Here is a 19,899-nt window from a genome sequence, read left to right as displayed (position 1 = left end):
CTTATTAATCGCAAGCAATAATAGACGCTAGCAAATGCGGCGCGTCAGGCGTCAGCGCGCACGCCGAGTCCTTCTCCTTGTAGCGCCGTATCCAGCCGCGCAAAGTCAGCAATTGCCAACTGTTCGGCCCGCGTTTCCGGCGCAATATTTGCAGCTGCCAGCGCTGTGCGAATCGCAGGCTTGTTTTCCTTGCCAAATAAGGCAACAAGGTTGTTCCAAAGCGTTTTCCGGCGGGACGCAAAGGCGCCGCGCACCAAGCGCTCGAAACTGTCCGGGTTCGTGACGGCTGCCAATGGCTCGGATCGTTGGGTCAACGTCACAATCGCCGAATCGACGTTAGGGGCCGGAACAAAGGCATGGCGGCTGACTGTAAAGGCCGTCGTCACATCTGCCACCAACTGCACCGCAATGCTCAAACTGCCGTAGTCCTTTGACCCTGGCGTCGCACTCAGCCGCGCTGCTACTTCTTTTTGCATCATCACGGTCATGCTGTGCAGCGGCAACCGTGCCCGCAGCAGGTGCAGTAAAATAGGGGTCGTGATGTAATACGGTAAATTGGCAACCACCTTTAGGGTATGCTTTCCGTCAAAATGTTCAGCCACCAATGCGCTCAAATCGGTTTTTAACACATCTTCATTCACCACGGCGGTATTAGGATAATCGGCCAGCGTTTCGGCCAAAATCGGCAGCAGGCGCTCGTCAATTTCCAACGCCACCACCTGATGGGCGCTGTCGGCAAGAAACTGGGTCAAAGCGCCGATCCCCGGGCCGATTTCGATCACATCATCCTGTGACGACAAATCGGCAGCCGCAACAATTTTTTGCAAAATTTGGGGATCGGTCAGGAAGTTCTGGCCCAAACCTTTGCGCATGCGAAACCCGTGGCGCTTTAAAATAGCATTGGTCACTGCTGGCTGTGCGACTTTTTCATGCATGGTCATCTCGGCCTCCATTCACCTGATCCAGTGCCGCAAAAAAGGCAGCCCGGCTGATGCGAAACTCCGTCAAACGGCGTAATAGCTGTTTGCCGTTTGTATAGCCAATGTGCAACAACTCGCCCAGCTGCTCACGACGTTGCCGCGAACCTGCGCCGCCGATCAAATGCGCAGCTAACAGGTCCTGCTGGCTAATGACTTGTGGTGCATCCGGTACTTCAGTAAATAAATGCTGAAGTGCTGCCCGCAATGCTGCCGGCGTTGCATGTTCGATGCCCAGCGACCCTTTATGTGCCGGGACGCCTTCAGCTCGCGGCAGGAAAGCGTGGGTCACGCCGGGAACGGCCCGGGAAATCGTTTTGCGAATCTTCTCACCAGGAAAATCCGGATCGGTGAGAACAATCACTCCACGTTTGGCCTGAGCCTGGCGAATGCGCGCCAAAGTGGTGTCATCAATCGCACTCCCGCGGGTTTCAATGGTATCAATATCGCCAAAAGTTTCCTTTAATCTTTTCGTATCATCGCGGCCTTCTACGACCACAATTTGTTTAATAGTTGTCATGCGTCTTCCTTTAATCTGAAAATTCGGTGGGCATTGTCCCAAGTCTGTTGGGCAATCACGTCTGGGGTGGTGTCGCGTAATTTTGCCAAAGCTTCAACCACATACCGCGTGTAGCCCGGTTGATTCTGCCGGCCGCGGTACGGTGTCGGCGTCAAGTATGGCGCATCGGTTTCTACCAATAAGCGGTCACTGGGAATGATTTTGGCACTGGCATGCTCTTCCGGCGCGTTTTTGAAGCTGACAATACCGGAATAAGAGATGTACAGTCCCAAATCCAAAAAACGCCGCGCCCATTCGGCATTACCCGTGAAACTATGCATGATCGCGCCAAATTGATCAACATGCGCTTTTCTTAAAATGTCGTAAGTATCTTCAAACGCATCACGACTATGAATCGATACCGGCATGTGCAGGGAACGCGCCAATTCTAGCTGACGGCGAAACACGCGGCGTTGGATCTCGCGCGGGGAGGTGTCCCAGTGATAATCCAGTCCGATTTCCCCTAACGCCACCACTTTAGGATCCGCCAACTGCTTTAACAGCAGTGCTTCTTTCGCCTCATCGTAATCTTGACTCGACTCGGGATGCCAACCAACAATGGCGTATAAGTTGGGATACTCATGGGCTAACGTCAAAGCGCCGGCATTCAACGCCGTGTCGGAGCCGACAATTGCCATCTTTTTCACGCCTAACTGCCGTGCCGCCTCAATGTAATCGGCTTCCTTGCCGCGATATGGCGTGTCATTTAAGTGGGTATGTGAATCAAAAATATCCATGCAATCACTGCTTTCTTTCTGCTTCTGCCATTAATGGCGGCAACAAACGGATCACCTGACTCGGCTTCTTAGCGGCAAATAAATGTTGCAACTGTGCCACCGGTGACTGGGTCAACGCGCGGATCAACTGGGCGATACGCATCGGCTGCTCCTTGGAGACGGGATTCATCAACATAAACGCCCACTCAACCGGCAGTATGCGGCTGACGTCTGCCAAATCCTTAAACGCAACGGGAATTTCAAAGTGAACCACGACCAATCGCTCTTGCTGCACTAAATCGCCTTCCAGATGCGGAATCGCAATGTTAGGCAGCCGATCGGCAATCTGATTCAGCTGCATACCAGATGGAAACGTCTGCTCCCGGGCGATCAGTGCCGCTTTGCCTGCTGGCAGCATCACCTTTTGGGCCACGAGCTCGTGACTGATGACATTAAAAAAATCTTCTTGCGTCGGCGTGTTTAAAAAATAAACCAACGGGGTTGTGCTAAATTCAGCCAAGCCTTTCACCTATCTTTTCATAAACTCGATATGGTTAGAGTATAGCACGCCGCTTGCTGTCCCTCATGATTGGTTCCACTTTTGGTTAAAGCTTCTATTATTCACCCATTTTCTTGGAGTTTCATGAAAATCCTCGGCGAAAAATGTTTATTGTTGTCATTTTGTTCTATACTGAGTTTGTACTGAACATTTAAGGATTACCTAGGAGGTATTTTTACATGTCTGTTAAACTTACTGCTGGTCAGTTAGCACATTTGAAGCAATTGTCCAATGATGACAATGTGATTTCCGCTTTGGCCATCGACCAACGCGGTTCCCTGAAGAAGATGCTTGCAGCCGCTCCCAACAAGCCGGCTGATGAAACCACCATCGTTGATTTCAAAAAGGCTGTTTCTGAAGAATTAACCAAATACGCCAGTGCCATTCTGCTCGATCCAGAATATGGCTTACCGGCTGCCAAGGTGCGCGATCCTAAGTCCGGTCTGTTACTTTCTTATGAAAAGACCGGCTACGATGCCACCGAACCTGGCCGCTTCCCTGATTTGATCGACAACCAGAGTGCACTGCGCATCAAGAACGAAGGCGGCGACGCGGTTAAGTTCTTGCTGTACATTGATCCGGACGAACCAGACTCAATCAACGATCGCAAGTATGCCTTTGTTGAACGTGTCGGTGCTGAAGCTAAAGCCAACGACCTGCCGCTGTTCCTTGAATTGGTCTCTTACGATGGTAAGACCAACGAAACCGGCACCGCTGCATGGGCTAAGGCTAAGCCGGAAAAAGTTATCAAGATCACCAAGGAATTCAGCAAGCCGCAATACAACGTTTCCGTTTTGAAGCTTGAAGTTCCGGTTGACCAGAAGTTTGTTGAAGGCTATACCGACGAAGGTGTGACCCCGGTTTACAGCAAAGAAGAAGCTGCTAAGTACTACAAGGCACAATCCGATGCAACGGATCTGCCATTCATCTTCTTGTCTGCCGGTGTTTCCAACGAATTGTTCCTTGAAGAACTCAAATTTGCCAAGGAAGCAGGTTCAACCTTTAACGGTGTCCTTTGCGGCCGGGCAACCTGGAAGCCAGGTGTTAAGCCATTTGCTGCTGAAGGCGAAGCTGCCGGCAAGAAGTGGCTGGAAACCGATGGCAAAGCTAACATTGATCGTTTGAACAAGGTTTTGGCTGAAACCGCCACTCCTTGGACGGACAAGGTTGAAGGTTAGTTCTGATAAATAAGTAAGCGAGAAGGCTGGCCGCATTGAGGTCAGCCTTTTTCATTGCAAAAGAACGATCACATTTACGAAAATTTTCACTAACCATTGCAGCCCATTGACACAGTGGTAGACTGGTAATGAATGCGGTTTCTTATACTAGGAGGTAATATGGTTTGATCACAATTGAAAATAATCAATTCAAAGCGGGCATTGCCGAGCGCGGTGCCGAGTTGCAGTCATTAGTCAACAAAAGTGACAATTACGAGTACATCTGGAATGGTGATAAAACATTTTGGAATCGTCATGCGCCGATTCTCTTCCCTGCGATTGGTAAATCGAATGAAGATCAGTATCGCCTAGGAGCCAAAACATTCCCGATGAGCCAACATGGCTTTGCCCGGGATTACGATTTTGACGTTAGCGATAAAAGTGATTCAGCGGTGACCTTTACGCAACATCAAAACGCCGAGACGCTGAAAAAATTCCCGTTTAAATATACGTTAACCGTGACCTACATGTTGACCAAAGACGGGCTCAGTATTCATTACACCGTGACCAATGACGACAAGAATTCAATGCCGTTTGCGCTAGGCTTCCATCCGGCATTCAATGTGGCGTTAAAGGCTGATGGCAGCTTCGACGATTATGATCTTACGGTTGAACCGCTGAATAGTCCCTTGCAGCGGTTCGGCATCGGCCCAGTGCCGTTCCGTAATGGTGACGTCGAGGACATCCCCGGCGCAGAAGGCAATAAATTGCCATTGACGCACGAGTTGCTAGATGGCGGCCTGGTCATCCTCGCCAACAGCGAAATCATGAAAGCAACCTTAGCATCTCCGCACCATGATCACAGCGTCACGCTTGATATCAACGACTTCCCTTACCTCACCATCTGGAGCCCTGAACATAAAAAGGCACCGTTCATCGCCGTTGAGCCATTTGACGGCCTGCCTGACCAAGCCGGCGAACCATCCGACTGGTATACTAAGCTTGGTAACACGACCTTGTCAGCAGGTGCCAATAAGCAGCTGGCGTTGAAGGTTGCTTTAAAGTAAACATCTATTTTTAGCGTTCGAGTTATCATGCTTGTTGAATGCTTTTGATTCACTGAGCTCTAACCGATACCCCAGCTTTAGGCTATTAGTTCCATGTCGCGCCAAACTCCGCAATCTCCGGCCAGAGCAAGGGCTGGCGACCGCGAAGCTAGAGTGGTGGGCACGACTTTAAGCCTCAGCAAAACCGGCTGAGTCTTAAAGCTCGGCCTTGTACTACGCCGGGAAGATCGCCCGGCTAGTACAATCTCACCACTGAGCCCCCTCTGGCCTACGATTGCTCCGCTTTGGCACTCATATCTTAAAATTTCTGATGAATTGCCCATGAAGAGACAGAGGGCGAACGAAATTCTGATAACGGAATTTTGTTCGCCCTTTTCTTATGGATGTGGATCGTGACCGAATTTCTTTCAAGTTTCACACTTTCCGCTATTTCCACCCTGCTGTCAAAATTTAGGCAAATGCACCAGAACATCAGTACAGTTGCGGTAAAATAAAAGCATACTGGCGAAAGGGTGATTCCAGATGCACATTGCACTTATTGACGATCAAGCGGCGACCCGCGAAGCTACCGTTAAATTGATTCAACAACTGGCCAAGCCGTCGCAGCCGTTGCAGGTGGCGGCTTATGCAAGTGCGGAACAGTTTCTTTTCGCCGAACAGACGCCGGATCTTCTTTTGCTGGACATCAAGCTTGGCTCGGGGATGGACGGCATGACGCTTGCCAAAAAAATCCGTCAACACGATCCCGACACTGCTATCGCTTTTGTCAGTAACTACGACGAGTTCGTTTTTGACGGCTATGATGTCAACGCCATTGACTACATCATCAAACCGCTCACCAAAGAGAAGCTGCAGCATCTGATCGACAAAACTGCGGCTCGGACGCAGCCTAAACTGTTACCGTTGCAAACGTCCATCGGCCTCACCCGGGTGCCGCTTTACGACATTAGCACTATCGAAGTGTCCGACCATCGGCTGCAGGTCCATACCCAAAAAACGACGTACACCGTGAGAGGCCAATTGAAAGACTTGTTGCCCCAGTTGGACGACAACTTTATTCAAATCTACCGGTCCATCGTCATCAACCTTAACTTTTTATCCCAGCTCGATCACCACACCGTTGTGATGGCCGATGGGACGTCTTATCCGGTTTCCCGACAACAGGCGCCGGTGGTTAAGCAAGCCTTTTTCAAACATTTCCGGGGGCTGACAGATGACAGTGAATGATTGGATCGGCCTCGTCGCGTTTCTGTTACTGACAGTGGGCTGTTGCTGGCAGCTATGGTGGATCTTTCGCCGCCAGCAAAATTGGCCAGTCCGCTGGTTGAATCTCGCCATCGTCGCTGTTGCACTCGGCAGCTGGTGGCTTTGGCCGCAGCCGATCGTGCGCATTTTACTTTTTGTCGGCACGGTTCTGGCGGGCAGCTTGGAATTTGTCTTGATTCGCCAGTTTCTCAGCGATCAGGACGCGGTGTTTGCGCGCAGTCTGGATAAAATGATGGCTCAGTACTCACAGGAAGTGCAGGAGCTGTACGCGAACATGCGCGGCTGGCGACACGATTATCATGACCACCTACAGGCACTAAAAGCTTACCTAGACAACCAAGACACGACCGGCGCGCGCCAATATTTGAATGAACTGGAAGATAAATTGGACGCGGTTGATCCGCTCGTCCACTCCGGCAATGCCATGCTTGACGCCATTGTCAACGCAAAACTCACACTAGCAGAACGCCTGCAAATTCCGGTTAACGAAAAAGTGATCGTGGGGAACACGCCGCTTATCAAAGACGTGGACTTGGTGGTGATCTTAGGCAACTTGCTGGACAACGCCATTGAAGCCATCACTGAACAACCAGCTGATGAAAAGCGCCAACTGCGGCTTTACATCGGAATTGTGAAGCAACAGTTTTACATCTCCGTCACCAATACCCGTCCGGCTGACCAGGTCATTGACTATCAATACGCCTCCACCAAAAACGATAAACGCGGCCTTGGGATTCGGCGGGTGAACAAGCTCGTCGCCAAGTACGACGGGATGATCAACCGCCAATATGAGGATGAAGTATTCGTCACTGAAATTGCGATTCCCATTCACGCAGTCAAACCGACCACTCACGCATAATTTGCGCCAGCGCGTCGGTTTTTTGGTAGGTTAAGATCAACGAGGTGAGTGGGATGAAAAAATATAGTTTATGGAACAATCTCCGCTGGTACATCAAGTATCTGCGTAAAGACAAACCTTCCTTAGCCTGGACAGCAAGCGGTCTGGCTATTGATAAGGCCGCAGCCGCTTTGCTGGGCGTTTTTACGCCGGCACTGTTGGTCGGGGCCATTACCGGACACGCGACATTAGGCCAATTTGCTTGGCTGGCAACATTAACCGGACTGGGACTCGCTCTGACCAGTGAAGTCAATTACCTGTTGCTGACTCATGACAGTATCGAAAGTTCCGTCTTACGAACCGCTATCGAACTGGACTTTCATCAAAAGCAATGGGATCTTGACTACGATCAAATCAGCAGTGGCAAACTCCAAGGGCTGGCGCACACCGCGTTCATCAAAGGGCTGAGCAACACATATGCCGGCGCCGAAGCTATCTATCTGTATGGCCGTGGAACACTAGTAGACCTCACAACGCTGATCGTGTTCCTAGCGACACTATCATTTGCCGTTCCGTGGGTCTTTGCACTGGTCTTAGTCAGTGCCGCCATCAGTTACGCCGGCATGAGTTGGTACCGCCATTGGTATCTACAAAACAACGTCAAATGGAACAAGTTAGGCCGTCAGCAAGATTACATTACGCGCAATGCATACGCTTTGGAAAATGGTAAAGACATTCGCATGTTTGGCATGGCGAACTGGTACCATCGCCACCTTGATCGCTTAATTCAGTTACAAGATGCCTGGCAGCGCCGTAACTCGCTGCGCCGGTTCCTCGGAGAGCAAATCGGTCAACTTGCCGGCTTGTTACGTGACGCCATTGTTTACGGCACCTTGATTGTTGCAATCATGCGTGGCAGTCTTTCCATCTCTCAGTTCACCTTAATGTTTGGGATGACCAATAGTTTTATCACCTTATTAGATCAACTTTTAGACGACTTCGGCAAGTTGCAAAATGCCAGCATCGACTTGCAGGAAGTCCGCGAATTTATGAATCTGCAACCACAAACGCCAACCCGCACACTCACGGAAACGGAGCAGAAGCAGTTAGCAAACCGTCCAGTCACCATCACGTTTGCGCACGTCAATTATCAATACCCGGAAGCCAAAAGTGCCAGTCTAAAAGACGTCAGCTTCACACTGCAGGCTGGACAGAAATTGGCGATCGTCGGCATTAACGGCGCCGGCAAATCAACGCTCGCCCGCCTCATGATGGGCCTATTGCATCCAATCAGCGGCACCATCACCATCAACGGGCTAAATGCCAATCTTTTACCACTAGCAGAACGTTTTGCCTTATTTGCCCCCGTCTTTCAAGAAACCATTATCCTGGCCCAGAGTTTAGCCAACAACGTTGCGATGACCGAACATCCGGATCTAAACCGGGTCACAACTGCATTAACCGAGGCTGGCTTGGGAACCTTCGTCAAAACGCTACCGCAAACAACTGCCACGCCCATGACCCGTTATACCAGAGACGACGGGGTTGAATTATCCGGTGGCCAGGCGCAGAAGCTCATGTTGGCACGGGCACTGTACAAAGATGCGCCCGTCTTAATTTTGGATGAACCAACCGCCGCACTGGATGCGATTGCCGAAAATGAGATTTACCAAGACTATGCGCAGCTGGCGGCTGGTAAAACGTCACTGTTCATCTCCCATCGACTAGCCTCGACCCGCTTTTGTGACAGCATCTTGTTTATGAATCATGGGCAGGTACTCGAATCCGGGACTCATGAGCAGCTCATGGCCAAAGGCGGCCGTTATGCCCAAATGTATCAAATTCAAAGTAAGTATTATCAACCGGACGCAAAGGAGGTCATTGCTGATGGCAACTTCTAAAAGTTCAGAAAAAGCCATGCCAAAACAAACCGTTCATCGGGCCTTGCGGGTGGTTCACGTGATTCAAAGTCTCGATCCGCTTGCGATCCCGGTCGAATTTCTCCGCGCGTTGACGACTGTCGGCATCCCTTACCTAAACATCGCCTTCCTCGGCTTGGTGCTTAATCAGTTACAGCAACATGCAACGCTCCCGCAAATGGTGCTCCTTGTCGGTCTGTTTCTAGCCATTCGTTACCTGCTTCAACTGTCGAGTCAATGGTTTGCTAAATTAGCCGAAGATCATGAAAGCGGCGTAAACAGGCGGCTCACCCGCGCAACAACCGAGAAATTGTTGACGGTGAGTTATACCACTCTTCAGGATCCCGATATGCGTAAACAGTATGCCGGCGCTCAAGCTGGGCAAAGTTTTAATGGCGGCATGACCTCGCTCATGAAAGAGGGCATGCAGGATTTCTTTTCGCTAATCATTGCGATTGGCTTCGGTGTTGCTACTTTGATCAGTCTGGCACGGGCAACTAACCACGCAACAACATGGCTAAACGACTTGCGCTATCCACTATTGATTTTGGCGCTACTAATCTTCCCAATTGTCGTTGGTAGCTGGAGTATTCACCACAGTAATCAGATCCAACAAGAACTGATCAGAAAAATTATCCCAAGCAATCGCCGATTTACGTACTTTTACCACTTCACGGAAAATATGGATAATCATGAAGTGATTCGCCTTTATCAAGCAAGCCACTTAGTCATGAACAATGAACGCAATGACAACAACGAATTCTTTGGACAACTTAGCCAAGGTTATTGGCAAATGGCCAAGTTCGGTCACTGGCCAAACCTAGCCATTGCGCTGTCGGTCATTGGCTTGTACATCCTGGTTGGCGCTAAAGCGTTAATGGGCATTATCGCCATTGGCAGCGTGATGATCGCCGTTGGGTACTTTCAGCAACTGATGACCGCCGCCTATCAATTTTTGCAGCAAGTCGGCATGTACGTCAACATGGTCGATTACCTGCAATTTTACGCTGACTTTCTCGCCTTGCCGAATCACGATAAATCCGGAACACTTCCGGTTGAAAAGCGCAACGACAACGAATTTGCCATTCAATTTCACGATGTCAGTTTCAAGTATCCCGGCAGCGACCAGTGGGCCTTGCGTCACGTCAACCTAACGCTGAACATCGGCGAACGACTCGCGTTGGTCGGCCGCAACGGCAGCGGCAAGACGACGTTAATCAAACTACTGGTGCGCCTGTTTAAGCCCACTGAAGGCACCATCACGTTAAACGACATTGACATCCAGAAATACGACGAAGACGAATACCGCAGTCTGTTAGGCGTCGTTTTCCAGGACTTCCGCCTTTTTGCTTACAGCATTGCGGAAAATGTGGCCGCCACGACTGATCCAGATCGGGCGCGCGTTTGGGAAGCCTTGAAGGTTGCGGATGTCGCCGAGCGCGTCAAGCGGATGCCGAAAACCATCGATACGCCGATCACCACAGCCTTAAGCGATGATGGTGTGACCGTTTCCGGCGGCGAAGCGCAGAAAATCGCCATCGCCCGCGCTTGGTACAAAGATGCGCCGATCATGATTCTGGATGAGCCCACGGCAGCGCTCGATCCGATTTCCGAATATGAAATCTACCAGCGCTTTGACGAACTCATCGAAGGTAAAACCGCCATCTATGTCTCACACCGGATGAGCTCCACCCGCTTTTCACAACGCATCGTCGTCCTCGATCACGGTCAAATCGTCCAAGACGGCACCCACGCCAGCCTCATGGCGCATCCGGGTATTTACCGAGACCTATTCAACGCCCAGGCGCAATATTACACGGAAGACCGCATCAAAGCGGCTCGGAAGAAGGTTGCCGCTACTACGACGGCAGTGGCGGATTAGCAAAGCATGCAAAAAGGACACCGGCAAAAAAATTGCCGCGTGCCCTTTTTAAATTATCTAGTTTAACCAACCAAGCTGCCGTTTTGTAGATTCTCAGAAACTTCGAGTAAGGTAATTTTCTTACCATCCAAGCTTTCAGCTGATAACAACATCCCCTCGGAAATCTCGCCCTTCATTTTCCGTGGCTTGAGGTTCACGACTGCCATGACTTTCTTGCCCTTCAACTTCTCGTAATCAGGGTAGAATTCACGAATGCCTGATAGGATCTGGCGCGTGCCCTTATCGCCGGCATCGAGGGTGAACTTCAGCAACTTATCCGCACCCTTGACCGGTTCGACATCGAGGATTTCTGCAACTCGAATTTCACTCTTATCGAATTGTTTGAACTCGATTTCCGACTTGCGGCTCTTTTCATCGACTGCAGCTTTGGCCGTGCCTGGGGTCATTTGACTCTTGATATAGGCAACTTCTTCTTCGGCATCCAACCGCGGGAAGATCGGTGTACCTTGTTCAACCACTTTGGCGCCAGCAGGCAGTGCACCCCACTTGACGATTTTATGATCATCGTTTTCGTGATCTAAGCCCAGTTGGCCAAAAATCTGCAGTGGTGCATGGGTCATGACCGGCTGAATCAATAAGGCAATCAGCCGCAAGCTTTCGGCCAGATGTGCCATGACGGAATCAAGTTGATCCTTTTTGGCCGGATCCTTAGCCAACTTCCAAGGTTCGGTTTCGTCAATGTACTTGTTGGCGCGGGAAACGATCTTCCAAACCTGATCCAACGCATCCGAGAAGCGTAATTCGTCCATCAGTTTGTGATACTCGGTCAAAGCCGCTTCGGCCACATCGCCAAGTTCTTTGTCGAACGGCGTCACATCCGGCTTGAAGGCTGGCAAAATACCGTCTTCGTATTTATTGATCATCGCAATGGTGCGATTCAGCAAGTTGCCGAGGTCATTGGCCAGATCATAGTTGATGCGGTCAATGAAGTCTTCTGGCGTGAACAGACCATCGTTGCCAAAAGGAATGGCCCGCATCAGGTAATACCGCAACGCATCCAAGCCATAACGTTCCACAATCATATCCGGATAAACGGCATTGCCTTTTGACTTGCTCATTTTCCCATCGCGCATGACCAGCCAGCCATGGGCGTAAATTTTCTTCGGCAAAGGCAGACCCAAGGCCATCAAAATAATCGGCCAGTAGATGATGTGGAAGCGAACGATTTCCTTACCGATCAGCTGCACATTGGCCGGCCAATACTTGTCAAACAAGGCGTGGTCGTTGCTGCCGTAACCAAGTGCCGTGATATAGTTCAGCAAGGCGTCAACCCAAACATAAACCACGTGTTTCGGATCAGACGGAATCTGAACCCCCCAGTTGAAGCTCGTACGGCTCATCGCCAGATCTTCAAGCCCCGGCTTAATAAAATTGTTGATCATTTCCGTTTTACGCGAAGCCGGCTGCACAAAATCAGGATGCTCGTCATAATACTTCAGCAAGCGATCCGTATATTTGCTCATCTTGAAGAAGTAGCTTGGCTCATGAACCAGCTGAACCTCATGACCGGATGGCGCCTTCCCGCCGACAACCTTGCCGTCTTTATCCCGATAGACTTCTGACAGTTGCGATTCGGTGAAATATTCCTCGTCTTCAACCGAGTACCAGCCCGTATATTCGCCAAGGTAAACGTCGCCCTGCTTGATGAGCCGTTCGACAATTGCCTGAACCGCTTCAACGTGGGCTTTGTCTGTTGTCCGAATGAATTTGTCATTGGTGATCTCAAGGGTCTTCCACAACTGTTTGATCTGCGCCGCCATGCCATCGACATAAGCCTGCGGTGTCACACCCAGCTTATCGGCTTTTTGTTCAATCTTGAGGCCATGCTCATCTGTCCCGGTGAGGAAGAAAACATCATAACCCATCAATCGCTTATAACGCGCCAAAACGTCCGCCGCAATCGTGGTATACGCATTGCCGATATGTAGTTTGCCAGATGGATAATAAATCGGTGTCGTCACATAAAAAGTTGGTTTGCTTGCCATGCAAGTGCCTCCCGTACTTTAATTCAGAATGATTCCAGTATAACAGAGTATGAGCAGACTTGCTCAAAAATGGCGAATAAGTGGCTGTCTCACAACCACCATCAATCATTCGCCGCCAGCCAATGATCCAGCACATCAATAAACTCATCGTGTTGATCCAGCAGCGCCAAATGCCGACTATTCGCAAACAGATGCCACTTTGCCCCCGGAATGTGATCCACGACCGTTTTCGCAATCAACGGTGTGCAAAGATCGTCTGTGCCGCTGGTGACCAAGACCGGAACGTGAATTTTATGCAGCTGATCAGTGACATCAAAATTGCTAATCGTCCCGTTTTCGGTAAACTCATTCGGTCCTTCCGCAATCAGACTGGCGCGCTTGCCGTTAGTTGGGCGCCGCAGTGGCTCAGGCGAGTTCTCGTCCGGGTCATCCCAGCAATACTTTTCCATGTAGCGGTCATTGGCGGCCAGATATTTGACGTTGTTAAAGTCTCCGGTCCGTTCAGCTTCGGCAATCGCTTCCCGATCTTCATAACTCAGATACTTGATCAGCCGATGCTGCTCCTGCACCCACAGTTTAATCGATGCTGGCGAACCGTCAATCATGACACTCTTAATGCCTTGCGGGTCAAAGCTTGTCAGATAGTACATCTCTAACATTCCGCCCCATGACTGCCCCAACATATGAATCTCGTCCAAGTGCAAAAATTTGCGCAGCGCGATGAGTTCTTCGGCCCATGTCTCTTTGACGTAAACTGCCGGATCCTCTGGCAGCGACGACTTACCGCAACCGACTTGATCATACATAATCAGTTGCCGACCGGTCGCAGCGTAATCATCCATGAGTTCAAAATAATTATGCGAGGAACCGGGCCCGCCATGAATCAACAACAGCGGCGCCTTATCCGCGCTGGGTTCACCCACAATCCGATAATACGTTTTGTATTCATGAAACGGCATGTAGCCTTCTTTAATCTTCATAGCAATCCGCCTTTCGAAACAATTATGCGCCCGGCTCAGCGATTAAAATTTGCTGAACCATTTTGGTGAAAACAATGTGTTTACCGTGATTGTACTACACCATTACCAGACTGTCAGACCGAATTCGACGCTGCCTCACAAAATCTAAAACAAATCCAATTGCCGTGGCGCCAGTCCGGGAAAATCTAATCCCAACATGTCAATGAATGCTTGGGCATTTGCGGCGGCGTCATGTCCGCCATTGTTGTTGAAAATAACGGTCACATTTTTACTTTTGAGATGATGCACAGTGGTGGCAAACTGTTGCAATTCTGCTTGGCTATAGCGATAATTCGTCCGTTCCGTGGTTTTGGCACCGCTCTGACCCCATGCCTGATTACGGCCATGCAGGCGCAGAATCGTTAAGTCAGGATTCGTGGCAATTGGCACTAACGGCACCGATCCCCCGACCGTCTGAGCTTCATCCACCACGACATGAATATCGCCTGCCGCCTGCAACAGACTGATCGTGGCATCACGATAGGCCGGCAGATACCAACTCGCATGCCGGAATTCAACCGCAATCGGCAAATCAGGCAGCCACTGATTGAGGTTTTGCAGATACCGGACATTTTCCGCGGTAACACCAAAATAAGGCGGGAACTGGCACAGCACTGCCTGCAGCTGATGGGTCGCAACCAACGGCGCCACCATATCATTAAACCGCGAAAATTCCGCCACCAAATCCTGAGTGGCTTCGTGTTTTGTCATAAGCTTACTGGCTTTCACAATAAACTGGAAACTCGCTGGCACCTGCGCCTGCCACCGCCGAATCTGGTCCACCGTTTTCAACCCATAAAAAGTCGTATCCAACTCAATTACCGGAAAATATTGGGCATAGTCCGCAAAAGTACTGCGCTTGCCATTTGCCGCAATGCTTGGATGGTCGGCCACACTGGTTAAACCAACGCTAATCATGCCGCTCACCGTCCGCAATCTGAAATTTCTGCAGCACATCGCCGGTAAAATACGATGCATAATCATGCTTTTCACCATTCAAAGCATATCGCAATAACGGCTGCAAATCCGGTACCAACCCCGGATTATCCGCCAGCAACCACTCCTTGGAAAAGGTCGCCAGAATCCCTTCACGAGTGGCTTGCGGCATCTGAAGTCGGTCAGGCGTTTTCCCAAGAAAGGCATAAAGCTCACCGCGAAGTTTGCCGTCAACATGCCAAAATACCCGCCCCACGCCACATAATTCGTGCGCCGGGATAATAATATGGCTTTCTTCCTGCAACTCACGCGCAGCACAGGCAGCCGGCGTCTCGTCAGGCAAAAACTTACCACCGAGTGTATTCCACATGCCGCGATAAGGCGGATTCGTGCGGTTGATCAACAGCCACCCCGTTGGCGTCTCGACCGTCACCAATGTATATTTCTTGACCATGTGCATCCCCTTTTCAAAAATGATCTGCTTAAGGCAGTTGAAGCAAAAAGGCGCCGAAACGGCGTCTTTTTACAGACTTCAGTATTGCTACCGAAATGGGTTATTTCATTTTTTCAAGCGTGTCCTTGATAATGCCTGCCGAATGGACGTACTTCGCCCGTTCGTCATCGGTCAATTTCAATTCCGGTGTGTTGACGACACCGAGTTTGCCGATCGTTGCGGGATGGCCGATTGCAATGCCGAATTCAGGATCGTAATTGGCGCATGGGAAAATTCGCTTGGCATCGCTAATGATGGCCTGTGTCATCTCAGTCGCGATGGTTGCAATGCCGTAGCTAGTGTAGTGTTTTGCATTGTAAATCTTCCAACCGCCAGCCCGCGCCGCATCAGCCAACTGATCATAATCCACTTTGGCATACTCCGCGATCGGTTCATTATTGACCCGAACCGTTGACCATGCCGTGAACTGAGACTCACCGTGTTCGCCCATGTTATAGCCGCGAACATCGGCAACATTCACATGCAGCGTCTCGGCAACCGCGCGCCGCATCCGATAAGTATCCAACGATGTGCCGGTGCCGATAATCTGGGATTTCGGCAAATCAAGCAAGTACTGCCAATAGCTAGTCACCGCATCGCAGGGATTCGTAATATCTAGCAAGACGCCATGGAAGCCAGACGCCTTCAGCTTCGGTGCAACATCATCCAACGCCGCCTTGGAAGTTTTGGTCTCGCCAATCCGGTCGCCATTTGAAATCGCGCCGATATTACCGACTGCAGAAATCACCACGTCCGCGTCTTTCAACGCATCGTAATCATTGACCACAATCTCCGTATACGTTGGCAAGCCGCCTAACGCATCTTTCAAATCATAACTTTCGCCTTCAGCCAATTCGGCTTTCTGGTCAATTAACACCAGTTTGTCCGCAACACCTTTGCTAACCAAATTGAATGCCGTCGTCACACCGACATGGCCAATGCCAATGATACCAATCGTTCTTGCCATATTAAAAAATCTCCTTTCATCATAACGCGTTCGCAGTCGCAGAAATCTACGTGTAAGGACCTTGAAGCCTCAATGGCCAAAGCCCAGCCATTGAGGCTTCAAGGCCACTTACACTCCGATTTCTAAGCGCTCCTGCTCACGCTCACTCACTCTTTTGGACCACGTAATAGATGTCGCTCAACGCGTTGGTCCGGAATTGCCCACAACAATAACATTAACAAGTCCAGTATGATCGTTAATGGCGGCCAAAGCAAAGCCAAAATCATCGCGATGAATGCAATAATAATCGAACCGACCGCTTTCCAGTCATGCTGATGGCCGTATAGCTTCACCAACGCAGAGGTTGCGCCGTTTACGTGCCGTAAAGTGACCACCAGAAGAAGGTAACTGACATTCGACATGAACACAACAAAACCATAAATCAGCTCCGGCCCGAACGCGTCCACATGTCCTTCGCCGACCCAACTGGTGGCAAACGGGAACATCGAAATAGCCAGCATGAAAAACGAATTCGCCCACATCACGCGCCAGTCGATCCGGTTCACCAATTGGAACAAATGATGGTGATTGTTCCAATAAACGATCAGCGTCAGAAATGAAACTAAATAAATTCCAAACCTTCATCTTAATGCCCAAAGCGACGCCAGTGAGCCACTGTGAGGTGGATTTAATTCCAACACCAAGATCGTTAAAATAATCGCGATGACCGCATCGGTAAATGCCTCCAAGCGTCCTTTACTCACCGTCAAATCCCCTTTTCGTCATGATTGTCCGTGACTAGACGTGCAACTTGGCAAAAACGTCAACTGCATCCCCCAGGACCATCTGCGCCCCTTCCGGCAAAGCAATCCGTTCGCGGTTCACGGCCACAATCGTTGCATCCGGCTGCGCATAGCCGATAAGCCCGGCAAATGGATACACGACAAAACTTGTCCCCACGACAATCAGCAAGTCTGCCTGCGCAATGGCATTAATGGCAGCATTAACCGTATCCGGATTAATCGGTTCACCGTATAAGACAATATCCGGCCGTAAAACACCACCGTCTGCTGCATGTACGTCACTTTTCAAATACGTCTGATAGTCAAATTGTTTGCGACAGATTTGACAATAAATCCGATAAAGATTGCCATGAAATTCCACCACATGTTTGGCGCCGGCCTTACGATCAAGTCCGTCAACATTTTGCGTGACAATCGTACCTTTTTGGTTGGTGATGGCCGCCATTTTTTCATGAATGACATTCGGCTTGGCATCGGGATAATACATGTTCTCGACGACAAACTTATGAAAGTCCTCGTGATGGGCCTGCAGATTGTCAATTGATAATGCATACTCTGGGTCAACCTTATCGGCATATAAGCCGCCTTTTGATCGATAATCCGGAATTCCCGAAGCCGTTGAAACGCCAGCCCCGGTCATAAACGTGATCCGTTTGGCTTGATCAATCGCGGTTTGCAAATCAAACATTGCTTCCATCTCCTAACACGCTGAACAGCGCAACATTCTTAAAGAAAAATTCACCTCACACTAGGCAAAACGCTTAGCTTGCCCGCCAGTCACCAATTAGTGAAACTGTCACTATCGCGCTGGATGATTTGGAACAAATTCGTCACCCTAGGCGTAAAAGGTGTAATATTATTTATAAGAAACATTGTAGAAAGGGGTCTTAATACCATGAAGTCCTTTCGGTGGTCGCACTTTTTTAGTTATTTGTTTATGGTCCTAGTCCTCATTTTCTTCCTTTTCGTCTTCTACCAGGTTGTGATGCTTGGTATTCAGTCCGTGACGAACGGCTTCTTCATTAATTTTGGCCGGCATTAACGGATGGTAAAATCGAGACCATACTTCGTCAGAACGCTGTCTAGCGGCTGTTGATACAGCTGTTGGAAAGCTTCTGGCGTTGTTTCTTTTTCAGGTAGTGGTAGCACGAAGGCATTTTGGTCGTCGCTGCGCCCCATTGCGACATAGGCAGGTTGTTTCGTGTCCCGATCGCGATAGCTGCTGTGTTTGATGAGGTAAACCTGATCGAGTGTGAGCCGCAATTGCCGCTTGGATAAAACCGGCGACACCGTGGCGAATTCATGGTCATTGGTCGGCTGGTAGCCTAACTTCTCAATTTGGGCATCGAAACGCTCAAACAGGTGCACAATCGCCCGGCGCAGGCCAAATGGTGAGGCAAGTTTCTGGTCATCTAGCAGCCCGAACAACTCTTGGGCATACGGCAACGCTTGCGGATACGCGCTTGCCAACTCATCGGGTAGCTGCCCGTCCAAAAAGCCTAAAAGATCCAGCAACGACAGAATGCGGTAAATTACCAGCTGATCGTTGGCCTCAGCCGGCACATTCTGCTTGAAGCCTGCCAACACTTGCGCAACTACCTTGTCTGTCAGCAGGCCATGTTCGCGTTGCCAAGCCACCACCAGCATGTGCACTGCAGCGTTATATAAAGCGGTACTCGTGGCATAAAGCTGATCATCCACCTGCGGATCGCCGCTCAGTAAATGAAATTGCAACTGCGGGTAGCCTTTCATCTGGAACAATAAGTGCAGCAGTTCGTGACTTAATGTATATGCCACGTCTGTTGTATCAGTCACAACCACCTCTAGCGTACCATCTTTTTTCAGGCGCTGATGGCTTTGATCATGGGTCAGCACGCCGCTTGCTTCCCCGTTAATCGCCACTTCCAGCGGGTGATCGTAGTGACTTTTCACTTCATCAAGTAATGCCTGGACATCTTTTTGCATGTTTACTCAAAACTCTTTGTTATGGCTCAAGTTGGTCTGCTTGAGCTTCTTGTGGCAATAAAAATGTTTTTAATCCGAAATTGGCTTTCGTAATTTCAATCTACTATCATAAAGGTAGCGATAAAGGGGAGGAAATTCAAATGAAACTATCCGTTCCACTTGTCAATGGAATGCTGGCCGATCGTTATGGCAAGTATGCCACTGGTGCCGACGTCAAGAATGGCTATCCGATCACGAGTTTTCCATTTACGATTGAAGATGCTCCGGAAGGCACCGTCAGTTTCGCACTTTGGCTCCTCGACTATGACGCGGTTCCAGTCGGCGGACTGCCGTGGATTCACTGGAATGCGGCAAACATTCCTGCCAATGTCACGTCGATCCCGGTTGGCGCGAGTCACAGCGATCAGATTCCAATGGTTGAAGGCAAAAATGCTTCTGCAGGCCACTTGGTTGGCAATACTGATCCATTCACGCAGCAAGGTTACGTGGGGCCGCAACCGCCCGACAAGAATCATGATTACACATTGATGATTTTTGCTTTAGACACCAAGTTGCCGCTCCAACCCGGCTTCTGGTTGAATGAAGCCCGCCATGCGATGAAAGGCCATGTTTTGGCCAAAGCCGAGATTGACTTGCCGTCGCGGGTTTAAGTGACTGCCTGTGGCAACCGTGTTCAGATGCTAAGACACCATTCACAAACACAATATAAAAACGGGCATACTTTCTGCACTGCAAATCGCGTGTGGAAAGTA

18 protein-coding genes and 1 pseudogene are annotated in these 19,899 nt (G+C 49.9%); 7 read left to right on the top strand and 12 right to left on the bottom strand.

Features of this window, described 5'->3' with window-relative positions; genetic code table 11:
- Window positions 1-44: 44 nt before the first annotated feature.
- From rsmA to GSO_RS08225, 4 genes are read right to left on the bottom strand one after another with little or no spacing between them, the layout of a single operon-like run.
- A complete protein-coding gene (gene rsmA / locus GSO_RS08240; RefSeq protein ID WP_010490957.1) occupies window positions 45-941 on the bottom strand; it encodes a 16S rRNA (adenine(1518)-N(6)/adenine(1519)-N(6))-dimethyltransferase RsmA in 897 nt (298 codons plus the stop codon).
- The gene (rnmV, locus tag GSO_RS08235; protein WP_010490956.1) at window positions 928-1,497 is read right to left on the bottom strand and encodes a ribonuclease M5; all 570 of its coding nucleotides are present in this window, start codon (window positions 1,495-1,497) and stop codon (window positions 928-930) included. The genes rsmA and rnmV overlap by 14 nt, the downstream gene beginning before the upstream one ends.
- Complete coding sequence (locus tag GSO_RS08230) at window positions 1,494-2,273, bottom strand: TatD family hydrolase (protein ID WP_010490955.1); 780 nt, start codon at window positions 2,271-2,273, stop codon at window positions 1,494-1,496. Before GSO_RS08230 ends, rnmV begins: the two co-directional genes overlap by 4 nt.
- Before the next feature lie 4 nt (window positions 2,274-2,277).
- Window positions 2,278-2,772, bottom strand: a complete 495-nt coding sequence (locus GSO_RS08225; RefSeq protein WP_010490952.1) for a PTS sugar transporter subunit IIA — start codon at window positions 2,770-2,772, stop codon at window positions 2,278-2,280.
- Between the two features lie 218 nt (window positions 2,773-2,990).
- Here GSO_RS08225 and GSO_RS08220 point away from each other — a divergent pair, with 218 nt between their 5' ends.
- The 6 genes from GSO_RS08220 to GSO_RS08195 all read left to right on the top strand — a co-directional run bounded on the left by GSO_RS08220 (window position 2,991) and on the right by GSO_RS08195 (window position 10,940).
- Window positions 2,991-3,989: a tagatose 1,6-diphosphate aldolase gene (locus GSO_RS08220; protein WP_010490951.1), complete on the top strand. Its 999-nt coding sequence runs from the start codon at window positions 2,991-2,993 to the stop codon at window positions 3,987-3,989.
- A 164-nt stretch (window positions 3,990-4,153) separates the two neighbouring features.
- A complete protein-coding gene (locus tag GSO_RS08215) occupies window positions 4,154-5,035 on the top strand; it encodes an aldose 1-epimerase family protein (RefSeq protein ID WP_010490950.1) in 882 nt (293 codons plus the stop codon).
- Window positions 5,036-5,557: 522 nt separating this feature from the next.
- Window positions 5,558-6,262 carry a LytR/AlgR family response regulator transcription factor gene (locus GSO_RS08210; RefSeq protein ID WP_010490949.1) on the top strand — a complete coding sequence of 235 codons (705 nt, stop codon included), beginning with the start codon at window positions 5,558-5,560 and terminating at the stop codon, window positions 6,260-6,262.
- The gene (locus GSO_RS08205) at window positions 6,249-7,160 is read left to right on the top strand and encodes a sensor histidine kinase (protein WP_010490948.1); all 912 of its coding nucleotides are present in this window, start codon (window positions 6,249-6,251) and stop codon (window positions 7,158-7,160) included. The genes GSO_RS08210 and GSO_RS08205 overlap by 14 nt, the downstream gene beginning before the upstream one ends.
- 53 nt (window positions 7,161-7,213) lie before the next feature.
- Window positions 7,214-9,040, top strand: coding sequence for an ABC transporter ATP-binding protein (locus tag GSO_RS08200; protein WP_010490947.1), 1,827 nt, complete (start codon window positions 7,214-7,216; stop codon window positions 9,038-9,040).
- A complete protein-coding gene (locus tag GSO_RS08195) occupies window positions 9,027-10,940 on the top strand; it encodes an ABC transporter ATP-binding protein (RefSeq protein WP_010490946.1) in 1,914 nt (637 codons plus the stop codon). Before GSO_RS08200 ends, GSO_RS08195 begins: the two co-directional genes overlap by 14 nt.
- 62 nt (window positions 10,941-11,002) lie before the next feature.
- Here the strand turns inward: GSO_RS08195 and metG are convergent, their stop codons facing one another.
- The 8 genes and pseudogenes from metG to GSO_RS08150 form a co-directional block, all read right to left on the bottom strand.
- On the bottom strand, window positions 11,003-12,985 hold the full coding sequence (gene metG / locus GSO_RS08190; protein WP_010490945.1) for a methionine--tRNA ligase: 1,983 nt from the start codon (window positions 12,983-12,985) through the stop codon (window positions 11,003-11,005).
- A gap of 101 nt (window positions 12,986-13,086) precedes the next feature.
- The gene (gene pepI / locus GSO_RS08185; protein WP_010490944.1) at window positions 13,087-13,965 is read right to left on the bottom strand and encodes a proline iminopeptidase; all 879 of its coding nucleotides are present in this window, start codon (window positions 13,963-13,965) and stop codon (window positions 13,087-13,089) included.
- A 144-nt stretch (window positions 13,966-14,109) separates the two neighbouring features.
- Window positions 14,110-14,922 carry a DUF72 domain-containing protein gene (locus GSO_RS08180; RefSeq protein WP_010490943.1) on the bottom strand — a complete coding sequence of 271 codons (813 nt, stop codon included), beginning with the start codon at window positions 14,920-14,922 and terminating at the stop codon, window positions 14,110-14,112.
- Complete coding sequence (locus tag GSO_RS08175) at window positions 14,915-15,394, bottom strand: NUDIX hydrolase (protein ID WP_010490941.1); 480 nt, start codon at window positions 15,392-15,394, stop codon at window positions 14,915-14,917. The genes GSO_RS08180 and GSO_RS08175 overlap by 8 nt, the downstream gene beginning before the upstream one ends.
- Window positions 15,395-15,494: 100 nt before the next feature.
- Entirely contained in the window at window positions 15,495-16,400 is a 906-nt protein-coding gene (locus GSO_RS08170; RefSeq protein ID WP_010490939.1) for a lactate/malate family dehydrogenase, read from the bottom strand.
- 146 nt (window positions 16,401-16,546) lie between these two features.
- A pseudogene (locus tag GSO_RS15780) lies at window positions 16,547-17,143 on the bottom strand (TMEM175 family protein).
- Window positions 17,144-17,177: 34 nt separating this feature from the next.
- The gene (locus tag GSO_RS08160) at window positions 17,178-17,870 is read right to left on the bottom strand and encodes an NAD-dependent protein deacylase (protein ID WP_010490937.1); all 693 of its coding nucleotides are present in this window, start codon (window positions 17,868-17,870) and stop codon (window positions 17,178-17,180) included.
- A gap of 350 nt (window positions 17,871-18,220) precedes the next feature.
- A complete protein-coding gene (locus GSO_RS08150) occupies window positions 18,221-19,147 on the bottom strand; it encodes a hypothetical protein (protein WP_010490935.1) in 927 nt (308 codons plus the stop codon).
- Between the two features lie 140 nt (window positions 19,148-19,287).
- Here GSO_RS08150 and GSO_RS08145 point away from each other — a divergent pair, with 140 nt between their 5' ends.
- Window positions 19,288-19,797 (top strand): YbhB/YbcL family Raf kinase inhibitor-like protein, encoded by a 510-nt coding sequence (locus tag GSO_RS08145; RefSeq protein ID WP_010490934.1) that lies wholly within the window; start codon window positions 19,288-19,290, stop codon window positions 19,795-19,797.
- Window positions 19,798-19,899 lie beyond the last annotated feature (102 nt).

The organism is Lacticaseibacillus zeae DSM 20178 = KCTC 3804, from assembly GCF_000260435.1.
GTDB classification, from domain to species: domain Bacteria; phylum Bacillota; class Bacilli; order Lactobacillales; family Lactobacillaceae; genus Lacticaseibacillus; species Lacticaseibacillus zeae.
Note: the sequence above shows the minus strand (reverse complement) of the source record. Positions and strands in the feature narration are given on the sequence as shown.

Bases quoted from the DNA above. Each gene is read 5' to 3' on its own strand.
- rsmA (WP_010490957.1), bottom strand. From the start codon at position 941: ATGACCATGCATGAAAAAGTCGCACAGCCAGCAGTGACCAATGCTATT.
- rnmV (WP_010490956.1), bottom strand. From the start codon at position 1,497: ATGACAACTATTAAACAAATTGTGGTCGTAGAAGGCCGCGATGATACG.
- GSO_RS08230 (WP_010490955.1), bottom strand. From the start codon at position 2,273: ATGGATATTTTTGATTCACATACCCACTTAAATGACACGCCATATCGC.
- GSO_RS08220 (WP_010490951.1), top strand. From the start codon at position 2,991: ATGTCTGTTAAACTTACTGCTGGTCAGTTAGCACATTTGAAGCAATTG.
- GSO_RS08210 (WP_010490949.1), top strand. From the start codon at position 5,558: ATGCACATTGCACTTATTGACGATCAAGCGGCGACCCGCGAAGCTACC.
- GSO_RS08205 (WP_010490948.1), top strand. From the start codon at position 6,249: ATGACAGTGAATGATTGGATCGGCCTCGTCGCGTTTCTGTTACTGACA.
- GSO_RS08200 (WP_010490947.1), top strand. From the start codon at position 7,214: ATGAAAAAATATAGTTTATGGAACAATCTCCGCTGGTACATCAAGTAT.
- GSO_RS08195 (WP_010490946.1), top strand. From the start codon at position 9,027: ATGGCAACTTCTAAAAGTTCAGAAAAAGCCATGCCAAAACAAACCGTT.
- metG (WP_010490945.1), bottom strand. From the start codon at position 12,985: ATGGCAAGCAAACCAACTTTTTATGTGACGACACCGATTTATTATCCA.
- pepI (WP_010490944.1), bottom strand. From the start codon at position 13,965: ATGAAGATTAAAGAAGGCTACATGCCGTTTCATGAATACAAAACGTAT.
- GSO_RS08180 (WP_010490943.1), bottom strand. From the start codon at position 14,922: ATGATTAGCGTTGGTTTAACCAGTGTGGCCGACCATCCAAGCATTGCG.
- GSO_RS08175 (WP_010490941.1), bottom strand. From the start codon at position 15,394: ATGGTCAAGAAATATACATTGGTGACGGTCGAGACGCCAACGGGGTGG.
- GSO_RS08170 (WP_010490939.1), bottom strand. From the start codon at position 16,400: ATGGCAAGAACGATTGGTATCATTGGCATTGGCCATGTCGGTGTGACG.
- GSO_RS08160 (WP_010490937.1), bottom strand. From the start codon at position 17,870: ATGTTTGATTTGCAAACCGCGATTGATCAAGCCAAACGGATCACGTTT.
- GSO_RS08150 (WP_010490935.1), bottom strand. From the start codon at position 19,147: ATGCAAAAAGATGTCCAGGCATTACTTGATGAAGTGAAAAGTCACTAC.
- GSO_RS08145 (WP_010490934.1), top strand. From the start codon at position 19,288: ATGAAACTATCCGTTCCACTTGTCAATGGAATGCTGGCCGATCGTTAT.